Annotated in this window: 10 protein-coding genes; 9 read left to right on the forward strand and 1 reads right to left on the reverse strand. The window is 69.1% G+C overall.

Translation table 11 applies throughout. The annotated features are described in order from the left end of the window. The first annotated feature begins 1 nt into the window (after position 1). The 8 genes from PL79_RS05200 (at position 2) to PL79_RS05235 (ending at position 10,024) form a co-directional block, all read left to right on the forward strand. Positions 2 to 445, forward strand: coding sequence for a low molecular weight protein-tyrosine-phosphatase (locus PL79_RS05200; RefSeq protein WP_044846602.1), 444 nt, complete (start codon positions 2 to 4; stop codon positions 443 to 445). After that, complete coding sequence (locus PL79_RS05205; RefSeq protein WP_044846601.1) at positions 439 to 1,617, forward strand: polysaccharide biosynthesis/export family protein; 1,179 nt, start codon at positions 439 to 441, stop codon at positions 1,615 to 1,617. Before PL79_RS05200 ends, PL79_RS05205 begins: the two co-directional genes overlap by 7 nt. A 50-nt stretch (positions 1,618 to 1,667) precedes the next feature. Continuing rightward, the gene (locus PL79_RS05210) at positions 1,668 to 3,893 is read left to right on the forward strand and encodes a polysaccharide biosynthesis tyrosine autokinase (protein WP_044846600.1); all 2,226 of its coding nucleotides are present in this window, start codon (positions 1,668 to 1,670) and stop codon (positions 3,891 to 3,893) included. A gap of 62 nt (positions 3,894 to 3,955) precedes the next feature. After that, positions 3,956 to 4,915: a glycosyltransferase family 2 protein gene (locus PL79_RS05215; RefSeq protein ID WP_044846599.1), complete on the forward strand. Its 960-nt coding sequence runs from the start codon at positions 3,956 to 3,958 to the stop codon at positions 4,913 to 4,915. Between the two features lie 148 nt (positions 4,916 to 5,063). Next, entirely contained in the window at positions 5,064 to 6,200 is a 1,137-nt protein-coding gene (locus PL79_RS05220; protein ID WP_044846598.1) for a glycosyltransferase family 4 protein, read from the forward strand. Positions 6,201 to 6,210: 10 nt separating this feature from the next. Further along, a complete protein-coding gene (locus PL79_RS05225; protein ID WP_044846597.1) occupies positions 6,211 to 7,677 on the forward strand; it encodes an O-antigen ligase family protein in 1,467 nt (488 codons plus the stop codon). Then, the gene (locus PL79_RS05230) at positions 7,674 to 8,858 is read left to right on the forward strand and encodes a glycosyltransferase family 4 protein (RefSeq protein WP_044846596.1); all 1,185 of its coding nucleotides are present in this window, start codon (positions 7,674 to 7,676) and stop codon (positions 8,856 to 8,858) included. The genes PL79_RS05225 and PL79_RS05230 overlap by 4 nt, the downstream gene beginning before the upstream one ends. Before the next feature lie 41 nt (positions 8,859 to 8,899). Beyond that, on the forward strand, positions 8,900 to 10,024 hold the full coding sequence (locus PL79_RS05235; protein WP_044846595.1) for a glycosyltransferase family 4 protein: 1,125 nt from the start codon (positions 8,900 to 8,902) through the stop codon (positions 10,022 to 10,024). Between the two features lie 141 nt (positions 10,025 to 10,165). Here the strand turns inward: PL79_RS05235 and PL79_RS05240 are convergent, their stop codons facing one another. Then, positions 10,166 to 11,401 carry an MFS transporter gene (locus PL79_RS05240; RefSeq protein WP_044846594.1) on the reverse strand — a complete coding sequence of 412 codons (1,236 nt, stop codon included), beginning with the start codon at positions 11,399 to 11,401 and terminating at the stop codon, positions 10,166 to 10,168. Positions 11,402 to 11,559: 158 nt separating this feature from the next. On the opposite strand from PL79_RS05240, the gene PL79_RS05245 reads away from it, so the two are divergent. Continuing rightward, complete coding sequence (locus tag PL79_RS05245; protein WP_044846593.1) at positions 11,560 to 12,018, forward strand: winged helix-turn-helix transcriptional regulator; 459 nt, start codon at positions 11,560 to 11,562, stop codon at positions 12,016 to 12,018. Positions 12,019 to 12,205: the final 187 nt, after the last annotated feature.

Here is a 12,205-nt window from a genome sequence, read left to right on the forward strand (position 1 = left end):
CATGTTCCGCAACATCCTGATCGTCTGTCACGCGAACGTCTGCCGCAGCCCGGCGGCGGAACTGCTGTTCAAGTCGCACGCGGTGTCGCGTGGCGGCCCGCGCGTGACGTTCCACTCCGCCGGCGTGCGTGCCAACGACGGCGACGGCATCGATCCGGTGATGCGCCAACTTCTCGCCGAGCGCGGCGTCGATGCGACGACGCACCGTTCGCGGCGGCTGTCGCGCCGGATCGTGCGCGACGCCGACCTGATTCTCGTCAGCGAGCGCGAACAGATCAAGGCCGTCGAGGCGGTCGATCCGTTCGCGCGCGGCAAGGTCCACCTGCTGGGCAAGTGGGAGGACGCCGAGATCGCGGATCCGCATGGCGGCCCCGAGGCCGACTATCGCGAGAGCTACTCATTGATCGAACGTCTGGTTCAAGGATGGCTGCAAAAACTATGCTGAAACGTCCCATGCGCCCGCTGGCGCTCGCCGTCGCGATGACGACATTCCTGTCGGCCTGCGCGAGCGCGCCCGGCAACTATCTCGACTCGTCGAACCTGAAGGACGAAGGCCGGCAAGGGCAGGCCGAAACCTATCCGGTTCATTACATCGACGCGAAGCTGGTGATGGATCAGCTGCAGAAGCAGCAGGTCGAGCATCCGCTGCCGCCGGGCCGATACACCGATCCGTCGGAGTACGTGTACCGCGTCGGTCCGCAGGACATCCTCGGCGTCACGGTGTGGGATCACCCCGAGTTGACGACGCCGCAGGGCCAGTCGTTCTCGAGCGGCGGCAACACGACGCAGTCGGTCGCGGGCGCGCTGCAGCAGCCGTATACGACCGCGCTGCCGGGCCAGGCCGATCCATACGGCCAGACGGTCGCCGCCGACGGCACGATCTTCTTCCCGTTCGTCGGCCGCATCCGCGTGGCGGGCAAGACGGTCGCGCAGATCCGCGAGCAGATGGCATCGACCCTCGCGCGCTACGTGAAGAATCCGCAGCTCGACGTGCGCGTGCTGTCGTTCCGCAGCCAGAAGGTGCAGGTGACGGGCGAAGTGAAGCAGCCGGGCCCGCTCGCGGTGAGCGACGTGCCGCTGACGCTCGTCGACGCGATCTCGCGCTCGGGCGGCTCGACCAACGAGGCCGACCTGCAGCGCGTGCGCCTGACGCGCGACGGCAAGCTCTACACGCTCGACGCGAACGGCGTGCTCGATCGCGGCGAAGTGAAGCAGAACGTGATGCTGCAGCCGGGCGACATCGTCAACGTGCCGGACCGCAGCGACAGCCGCGTGTTCATCATGGGCGAGGTCAAGACGCCGGTCACCGTGCCGATGCTCAAGGGCAAGCTGACCATCGCCGATGCGCTGACGGCCGGCGGCGGCATCCTCGACACCGATGCGAACCCGCGCAAGATCTACGTGATGCGCGGCATGCGCGACAACCCGACGAAGCCGGAAGTGTTCCGCCTCGACATGACGCAGCCGGATGCGCTGATGCTGTCGAGCCGCTTCCCGCTCCAGCCGCTCGACGTCGTCTACGTCAGCACGGCCGGCTCGGTGCAGTTCAACCGCGTGCTGCAGCAGGTGTTGCCGACGATCCAGACGATCTTCTACATGCGGCAAATCACGCGCTGATAGCCCGCCGGGGCGGCGCCTGCCCCCCGGCACCACTCAAGCGGGAACGAATGGTGAACACGCAAGCGAAACACTCCTACGCGGATCTGACCGCGAAAACCGAGGAAGAGGACGTCGTCCTCGGCCAGCTGCTCCAGGTGCTCATGGACGACATCTGGCTGCTGCTCGGCATCGCGGTGACCGTCATCGCGATGGCCGGCCTGTACTGCTACATCGCGAAGCCGGTCTATCAGGCCGACGTGCACGTGCGGGTCGAGGGCAACGACAACACGTCGCAGGCGCTCACCCAGACGCAGACGGGCGCGATGATCAACAGCGGTCCGCAGCAGGCGCCGACCGAAGCGGAAATCGAGATCATCAAGAGCCGCGGCGTCGTCGCGCCGGTCGTCGAGCAGTTCAAGCTGAACTTCTCGGTCGCGCCGAAGACGCTGCCGGTGCTCGGCAGCCTGGCCGCGCGCGTCGCGACGCCGGGCGAACCGGCGCGTGCGTGGTTCGGCCTGCGCTCGTACGCATGGGGCGGCGAAGTCGCCGACATCGACACGATCAACGTCGTGCCCGCGCTCGAAGGCAAGAAGCTGACGCTGACGGCCGGCCCGAACGGCACCTACACGCTGGTCGACCAGAACGGCAACCGTCTTCTGTCGGGCCGTGTCGGCGAATCGGAGCAGGCAGGCGGCGTGACGCTGCTCGTGCAGAAGCTCGTCGCGCGTCCGGGCACGCAATTCACGGTGGTCCGCTACAACGATCTCGATGCGATCACCGGCTTCCAGTCGGGCATCCAGGTGTCCGAGCAGGGCAAGCAGACGGGCGTCGTCCAGATTTCGCTCGAAGGCAAGGACCCGGACCAGACCGCCGCGATCGCGAACGCGCTCGCGCAGTCGTACCTGAACCAGCACGTGATCGCGAAGCAGGCCGAAGCGACCAAGATGCTCGACTTCCTGAAGGGCGAGGAACCGCGCCTGAAGTCCGACCTCGAGCGCGCGGAAGCCGCACTGACGCAGTACCAGCGCACGTCCGGCTCGATCAACGCGAGCGACGAGGCGAAGGTCTACCTCGAAGGCAGCGTGCAGTACGAGCAGCAGATCGCCGCGCAGCGCCTGCAGCTCGCGTCGCTCGCGCAGCGCTTCACCGATTCGCACCCGATGGTGATCGCCGCGAAGCAGCAGCTCGCGGAACTGCAGGGCGAGAAGGACAAGTTCAGCAACCGCTTCCGCAGCCTGCCGGCCACCGAAGTGAAGGCCGTCCAGCTCCAGCGTGACGCGAAGGTGGCCGAGGACATCTACGTGCTGCTGCTGAACCGCGTGCAGGAGCTGTCGGTGCAGAAGGCCGGCACGGGCGGCAACATCCACCTCGTCGATTCGGCGCTGCGCCCGGGCGATCCGGTCAAGCCGAAGAAGGTGCTGATCCTGTCGGCGGCGGTGTTCCTCGGGCTGATCCTCGGCACCGGCATCGTGTTCCTGCGCCGCAACCTGTTCCAGGGCATCGAGGATCCGGACCGCGTCGAGCGCACATTCAACCTGCCGCTGTACGGGCTGGTGCCGCAAAGCGCCGAGCAGGTGAAGCTCGACGCCATGGCCGAGAAGGGCGGCGGCCGCGCGCGGCCGATCCTCGCGAGCCTGCGTCCGAAGGACCTGAGCGTCGAAAGCATGCGCAGCCTGCGCACCGCGATGCAGTTCGCGATGATGGACGCGAAGAACCGCGTGGTCGTGCTGACCGGCCCGACGCCGGGCATCGGCAAGAGCTTCCTGACGGTCAACCTCGCGGTGCTGCTCGCGCATTCCGGCAAGCGTGTGCTGCTGGTCGACGCCGACATGCGGCGCGGCATGCTCGACCGCTACTTCGGCCTCACCGCGCAGCCGGGCCTGTCCGAGCTGCTGAGCGACCAGTCGTCGCTCGAGGACGCGATCCGCGAGACGCCGGTGCAGGGCCTGTCGTTCATCTCGGCCGGCACGCGCCCGCCGAACCCGTCGGAACTGCTGATGTCGGCCCGTCTGCCGCAATACCTCGAAGGGCTCGGCAAGCGCTACGACGTCGTGCTGATCGACTCGCCGCCGGTGCTGGCGGTGACCGACGCGACCATCATCGGCCGCATGGCCGGCGCGACCTTCCTGGTGCTGCGCTCGGGCATGCATACCGAAGGCGAGATCGCCGACGCGATCAAGCGCCTGCGCACCGCGGGCGTCGATCTGGAAGGCGGGATCTTCAACGGCGTGCCGCCGAAGGCACGCGGCTACGGCCGCGGTTATGCGGCCGTCCACGAATACCTGAGCGCCTGACCGCATTGCACGAAACCGGGCCGGCGCGAGCCGCATCGGCCCGGCCGACTGGAGAACCTTCGATGAAAATTTCCGTGCTCGTTCCGACCTACCGGCGTCCCGCCGACCTCGCGCGCTGCCTGCTGGCGCTGCAGCGCCAGGCGCGGCTGCCCGACGAGGTGATCGTCGTCGCGCGCCCGGAGGACGATGCCACGCACGAGCGCCTCGCCGATCCGTCGGTCGGCGGCGCGCTGCCGCTGCGGATCGTGCCGGTCGACGTGCCGGGGCAGGTCGCCGCGCTGAACAAGGGGCTCGACTCGGCGCACGGCGACATCGTCGCGATCACCGACGACGACGCGGCGCCGCACGCCGACTGGCTCGCGCGCATCGAGGCCGTGTTTCTCGCCGACCCGCGCGTCGGTGCGGTCGGCGGCCGCGACTGGGTGCACGAGAAGGGCCGCGTGCTCGACGAATCGCGCGAACTCGTCGGCCAGCTCACGCTGTCCGGCAAGATCGTCGGCAACCATCACCTGGGCGTCGGCGGCGCGCGCGAAGTCGACATGCTCAAGGGCGCGAACATGAGCTACCGCCGCGCCGCGATCGAGCGGCTGCGCTTCGACACGCGGCTGCGCGGCGCCGGTGCGCAGGTGCACAACGACATGGGTTTCAGCATGCACGTGCAGCGCGACGGCTGGAAGCTCGTCTACGACCCGGCGATCGCGGTCGACCATTTTCCGGCCGAGCGTTTCGACGACGACCGGCGCGATGCCGCGTCGCTGAATGCGATCAGCAACGGCGCGTACAACCTGCACCTGATCCTGCGCGAGCATCTGCCGCCGCTGCGGCGCGAGATCGCGTGGTGGTGGTGGACGCTGGTCGGCACGCGCGTCTACCCGGGTTTCGCGCACGTGCTGCTGTCGCTGCACACCGCGCGGCGCGACCGCGTGCGCGACCACTGGCGCGCGGTGCGCCGCGGCGCGCGCGAGGCGCGCCGCGCGAATCTTGCCCCCCACCGTGCGGCGATGCCGCCGGTGACGTCTTGAACGGGCCGCGCGCACGATGCACGGCCACCCGCGAAGGGCATGAAATGGCCCGACTCCCGCGCTCACTTGATTCGCTTGGAGGGGCGCAGCCCCTCCAGCTCCCTGAAGCTTGCCCGTCGGTGCATCCGACGGCCCGGCGGAGGCTGACATGACTTCGACGAAGGTTCACGTTCACCTGTTTTACGGCGCCGATCCGCGTACCTATCGGCAAGGCGAGAACATCGGCTGCCTGTACGGCTATCACCACGCGGAATCCGACGAATTCCGGCTGACCTATTCGCAGGACCGCCGCGAGAACCGCGTCGCGAGCCTCGCGCGCCGCGCGCTGAAGGCGGCGCTCGGCTTCGACGTCGTGCACGCATGGCGCAATCGCACCGCGCTGCTGAGCACGGACGTGATCTGGACGCACACCGAGCAGGAGCACCTCGCCGCCGCGCTGGTCCTGAAGCTCGCCGGCGCGCAGGGCAAGCGCCCGCTGCTGCTCGCGCAGAGCGTGTGGCTGTTCGACAAGTGGAACACCTTCGGCGGCCCGCGCCGCTGGCTGTACCGCAAGCTGCTCGCGCGCGCCGACGCGCTGACGACGCTCGCCCGCGACAACGCCGAGCTGTGCCGCCGCTATCTCGGGCGCGAGGCCGAGTTCGTCTACTACGGGCTGAACACGCAGGACTTCCCGCCGGTCGAGCCGCAGCAATGGAAGCCGAACCGGCCGCTGCGGATCGCCGCGATCGGCAACGACCGCGACCGCGACTGGCGCACGTTCCTCGCCGCGTTCGGCGGCGACGAGCGCTACGACGTGCGGCTCGCGACGCGCCGCCGCGTGCCGCGCGAGTGGCATGCGCCGAACGTGAAGATCGGCTCGGCATCGGGTCTCGCGAAGCAGCACGAGCTGTACGCATGGGCCGACGTGATCGTCGTGCCGCTGCGGCCGAACTTCCATGCGTCGGGCATCACCGTGATGCTCGAGGCGGCGGCGGTCGGCAAGCCGATGATCGTGTCCGACGTGGGCGGCCTCAGCGACTACTTCCCGCACGACACGGCCGCCTACGTGCCGGCGTTCGACGCAGCGGCGATGCGCCAGGCCGCCGATCGCTTCGTGGCCGATCCGGCCGCCGCGCTCGAATGCGCGCGTGCCGCGGCCGCGTGCCTGCGCGAGCGCGACCTGACCACGCAGGCGTTCGCCGAGCAGCACGTGCGGATCACGCGCGACCTGCTGCGCCGGCGTCGCACGCCGGCGGCCGCCGGTCTCGCGATGCCGCTCGCGGATTCGCGCCCGTCGTCGCGGTGAGGGCGGATCGATGAGTACGATTGCCGCCGAACGCGCGCCGTCGCGCAGCCGCAGCCGGTTACCCGAACCGAAGCACTGGGTCGGGCAGGCCGGGCTGTGGACGTTGACCGCTGCGCTGATCGCCATTCACCAGGGCAAGGTGCTGACGCTCGCGTTTCCGGTGCTGGCGATCGCGGTCGGCATCTGGCTGTATTTCAAGAGCCCGGCGCGCTACGTCGGCTTCATGTGGTGGGTGTGGTTCCTGAGCCCCGAAGTGCGGCGTCTCGCCGACTGGTCGAAGGGCGCGTTCACGCCGACGAGCCTGATCCAGGTCGCGCCGCTCGCGGTGACGATGATCGCTGGCTTGGGGCTGCTCAGGCATTACCGCGTGCTCGCCCAGCGGCGCGGGATTCCCGTGCTGCTGATGCTGTTCGGGCTGACGTACGCGTACCTCGTCGGGATCGTGTCGAGCGGCGTGATGGCCGCGACCTACGACCTCGCGAACTGGGTGTACCCGGTGCTGATCGGCTTTCACATCATGGTCAACGCGCGCGACTATCCCGAGTACCGCGACGTGCTGCTGTCCACGTTCATGTGGGGCATGCTCGTGATGGGCGTGTACGGGGTCGTGCAGTACTTCGTGATGCCGCAGTGGGACGTGCTCTGGATGATCGGCTCGGACATGGGTTCGCAGGGCGAGCCGGTGCCGTACGGCGTGCGGGTATTCAGTACGATGAACTCGTCGGGACCGTTCGCGTTCGCGATCATGGGCGCGCTGGTGTTCGTGTTCGCGGCGCCGCAGAAGGTCCGCTGGTTCGCGGGCGCCGCCGGCTTCGTCTCGTTCGCGCTGTGTCTCGTGCGCTCGACCTGGGGCGGCTGGGTGATCGCGCTGGCGATCCAGCTCGTGCAGTCGAGCAACCGCGTGCGGATGCGGATCCTGATCAGCGGGGTCGTGCTGGTCGGGCTGTGCGTGCCGCTCCTGACCGTCGGGCCGGTGGCCGACCGGCTCGGCGCGCGCCTGCAGTCGATCACGAACCTGAAGGACGACCGCAGCTACGACGACCGCAACAAGTTCTACGCGACCTTCGCGCAAACGGCGTTCACCGACGTCGCCGGCGAAGGGATGGGCGCGACCGGCGCGTCCACCAAGCTGTCGAGCGACAGCGGCGAGCTCGGCAAGTACGGCAGCTTCGACAGCGGCGTGATGAACGTGCCGTTCGTGCTCGGCTGGCCCGGCACGCTGCTGTACCTGTCGGGTGTCGTGATGCTGCTCGCCCGCACGCTGCGCGCGGCGTTCAAGCTGCGCAAGGACAAGTTCGTCGGCGCATGCCTGAGCCTGTGCCTGTCGGTGTTCGCGATGCTCGTGTTCACGAACTCGCTGATCGGCACGGGCGGCCTGCTGCTGTTCACGGCCATTTTTTCCATACTATCCGCGGCGCACTGGCAAAAGGCACAGCGCCTGCTGGCCGCCGCGCGTTCACGGGGAGGCGACCATTGAGAATCGCGATCGTCACGCACGTCGTGCGACATAACGACGGGCAGGGCCGCGTCAATTACGAAATCGCGCGCGCGGCGCTGGCAGAACACTACGAGGTCACGCTGGTCGCGTCGCACGTCGCGCCCGAGCTGCTGGCCGACCCGCGCGTGCGCTGGGTGCCGGTCAAGGTCGGCGGCTTCTGGCCGTCGAATCTCGTCAAGCAGCAGGTGTTCGCGCTCAAGAGCGCGGCCTGGCTGCGCGCGCATCGCAGCGAATACGACGTGCTGCACGTGAACGGCTTCATCTCGTGGATCAAGGCCGACGTGAACACCGCGCACTTCGTGCACGGCGGCTGGTTCAAGAGTCCGTACTACCCGTTCGGCCCGACGAAGGGGCTGTGGTCGGCGTACCAGTACGTCTATACACGCGTGAATACGGCGCTCGAGCGCTGGGCGTACCGGCGTTCGCGCGCGATCACGGCCGTGTCGCAGAAGGTGGCCGACGAGATCGCCGGGCTCGGCATCGACAGCCGCAAGATCAGCGTGATCTACAACGGCGTCGACGGCAGCGCGTTCGCGGGCGCGCAGGCCGATCGCGCGGCGTTCAAGCTGCCGGACGACGCGTTCCTGCTGCTGTTCGTCGGCGACCTGCGCACGCCGCGCAAGAACCTCGGCACCGTGCTGAAGGCGCTGACGAAGCTGCCGGCGAACGTCCATCTCGCGGTGGCCGGCTATCTGCCCGGCAGCCCGTATCCGGACGAGGCGCGCGCGCTCGGCATCGCGTCGCGCGTGCATTTTCTCGGGCTCGTGAAGAACATGCCGACGCTGATGCGCTCGGTCGACGCGTACGTGTTTCCGTCGCGCTACGAAGCAATGAGCCTGTCGCTGCTGGAAGCGATGGCGGCCGGGCTGCCGGTCGTCACCGCGCGCACCGCCGGCGGCGCGGAGATCATCACGCGCGATTGCGGGATCGTGCTGGAAGACCCGGACGATCCGGCCGCGCTCGCGCACGCGATCGGCGCGCTCGCGGCGTCGCGCGACACCTGTCGCGCGATGGGCGACGCGGCCCGCGAACTGATGACCCGTTTCGGCTGGGCCCACATGGGCGCCCAGTACGTCGCGCTTTACCGGCGCATCGGCCAACCCACGCAGCCGTCCGCCTTCGAGCGGGTCGAGCATGCAATCACGCAGGAGCAACCGTGACGTCTCAATCTTCCCGGCCGATCAAATCGTTGCAAATCGGCATGCACTGGTTCCCCGAACGCGCAGGCGGCCTCGACCGGATGTACTACTCGCTCGTCGGCGCGCTGCCGGGCGCGGGCGTCGCGGTGCGCGGGCTCGTCGCCGGCTCGCCGAAGGTCGCCGACGACACGGGCGGTGCGATCCAGGGCTTCGGACCTGCGTCGCAGCCGCTCGCGCGCCGCATGCTCGCCGCGCGCCGCGCGCTGCGCGACGAGATCCGCAGCGAGCGGCCGGACGTGATTTCGTCGCACTTCGCGCTGTACACGTTCCCGGGGCTCGACGTCACGCGCGGGATTCCGCAGGTGTCGCACTTCCAGGGGCCGTGGGCCGACGAAAGCCAGGTCGAGGGCGCCGCATCGCTCGGGCAGCGCGCGAAGCGCTATCTCGAACAGGCCGTCTATACGCGCTCGTCGCGCCTGATCGTGCTGTCGCAGGCATTCGGCCAGATCCTGACGAACCGCTACGGGATCGATCCGTCGCGCGTGCGCGTGATTCCCGGCTGCGTCGATACCGCGCAGTTCGACACGCCGCTCACGCCCGCCGAGGCGCGGCACAAGCTGCAACTGCCGCAGGACCGGCCGATCGTGCTGGCCGTGCGCCGGCTCGTGCGGCGCATGGGGCTGGAAGACCTGATCGACGCGATCGGCCTCGTCAAGCAACGTCACCCGGACGTGCTGCTGCTGATCGCCGGCAAGGGCAAGATCGGCGAGGAACTGCAGCAGCGCATCGACGAAGCCGGGCTGCAGGACAACGTGAAGCTGCTCGGTTTCGTGCCCGACAACCATCTCGCGGCGCTGTACCGCGCGGCGACGGTCAGCGTCGTGCCGACCGTCGCGCTCGAAGGCTTCGGGCTGATCACCGTCGAATCGCTCGCGTCCGGCACGCCGGTGCTGGTCACGCCGGTCGGCGGGCTGCCGGAGGCGGTCGCCGGGCTGTCCAACGACCTCGTGCTGCCGTCGACGGGCGCGGACGCGATCGCGGAAGGGCTCGGCGGCGCGCTGTCGGGCGCGATCGCGTTGCCGGACGAAGCGGCGTGCAAGCGCTACGCGCGCGACCATTTCGACAACGCGGTGATCGCGCGACGCGTCGCCGGCGTGTACGAAGAGGCGATCCAGGCGGCGGGGTAAGCGAACGCGACGCGTCGTCGCGACGGTCGAGCCGGCATGCACGTCCGGTTCGCAGGCCGGCCGCCCGATCCGGGCGAGCCGGCTTTTGTCGTTCGAAGCCGGGCATGCGGCGGCTCGCGCTCCGGGCTCGACACGCGTCGTTCAGGCACGCCCGAGCGTCACGGCCCATACGCCGAACGCGGCCACGCTGACCGCCGCGCCGAGCCCGCAGACACCGATCCATCCCGCGTGCGCATACGTCATCGTCGACGCGATCGCGCCGAGTCCGCTACCGATCGAATAGAACAGCATGTAGCAGCCGACGAGGCGCGCATGCGCATCGGGCCGCGCGCCGAGGATCATGCTCTGGTTCACGACATGGACGGCCTGCCCGCCGACGTCGAGCAGCACGATGCCGACGACCAGCAGTGCGATCGACGTACCGGTGAACGCGAGCGGCAGCCACGAGCATGCGAGCAGTGCGAGCGCGGCGCCGGTCGTCGCTTCGCCGAGCCCGCGATCCGCGAGCCGGCCCGCGCGCGCGGCGGCCGCCGCACCCAGTGCGCCGACGAGCCCGAATGCGCCGATCTGCGTATGCGACATCGCGTGCGGCGGCGCGCTCAGCGGCAGCACGAGCGCGCTCCAGAAGATGCTGAACGCCGCGAACATCAGCAGCGCGATCGCCCCGCGCACACGCAGCACGCGCTCGTTGCGCAGCAGCGTGACCATCGAACCGAGCAGCGCTGCGTAGCCGATGCGCTCGCGCGGCGCGTCCGCATCGGGCAACAGCCGCGCCAGCGCGATCAGCATCGCGATCGCAAGTGCGCCCGACACCAGGTAGACCGCACGCCAGCCGGCGATATCCGTGACGACACCCGCCAGCGAACGTGCGGCCAGCAGGCCGATCACGACACCGCCCTGTGCCGCGCCGACCACGCGGCCGCGCTCGCCGGCCCCCGCAAGCGCGGCCGAGCAGGCGATCAGCCCTTGCGTCATCGCGGTGCCGAGCAGCCCGACCGCGACCATGCCCGCCAGCAACGCGACGCGCGTCGACGCGGCAGCCACGCCGATGCAGGCCGCCGTCAGCAGCAGAAGCTGGACGGCGAGCAGGCGTTTGCGGTTCAGCAGGTCGCCGAGCGGCACGACGAACAGCAACGCGAGCGCGCAGCCGAGCTGCGTCGCCGTGATGACGCCGCCGACTGCCGCCTGCGATACGCCGAAATCGCGGGCGATCGAATCGAGCAGCGGCTGCGCGTAGTACACATTCGCTACGCTCGCGGCGCAGCAGACGGCCAGCAGCGCGACGAGCGTCGTGGATACGCGCGCGCGATCGGCCGGGCGCGCGGCACGCGATGTCGCGCTGGACGCGACGGTTCCCGAACGACAAGACGATTCCATGGGCTGCCTCGCACTCGCTTAAGTAGTTGCAATTTGAAACCAGTGTAAGTGTAGGAAAAGTAGTTTTAAAATGCAACTTGTGGGGCGGCGGGCAACGGGTCCGCGCACCGACGTGCCGAGCGCGTGCGAAGGCAACCGGCGCGACAGCGGAGAACAACATGGCCAGGCAGAAAAGTCTTGCGGATTCGCCGTGCCCGGTGGCACGGGCGACCGATATCGTCGGTGATCGCTGGGCGTTGCTGATCGTGCGCGACGCGTTCGACGGCGTACGCCGGTTCGGCGATTTCCGCGCGAGCCTCGGCGTCGCGAGCAACATCCTGTCGGACCGGCTCAGGATGCTGGTGGACGCGGGCGTATTCGACGTCGTGCCCGCGTCGGACGGCAGCGCGTATCAGGAGTACGCGTTGACGAAGAAGGGCGAGGGGCTGTTTCCGGTGATCGTGATGCTGCGGCAGTGGGGCGAGGCGAACCTGTTCGCGCGTGGCGAGCCGCATTCGGTCCTGGTCGAGCGCAAGACGGGCCGCGCGATCCGCAAGCTCGCACTGCGGCACGACGATGGTCGGCCGCTGAAGGCGGCGGAAACGGTCGTGCGGAAGGTGGGCGACGAGCGGGGGTGATACGGCGTGATGATCCCGGACGTGATGACCCCAGACGCCGTGCCGAGGACGCCGTGCGACGCAAGGACCGTGTCTTTACCGTTGCGCGGCGTCGCCGCATCGGTCGCGCGCCCGGTGGCGGCCGAGAGTCCCGTTCAAGCGGCTGCAGCCCCCGCCCGATGCGCACCGCTTTCATGCGCGCCACGAT

Origin of the sequence: Burkholderia sp. USMB20, from assembly GCF_000949135.2 — a bacterium.
Classification (GTDB): Bacteria; Pseudomonadota; Gammaproteobacteria; order Burkholderiales; family Burkholderiaceae; genus Burkholderia.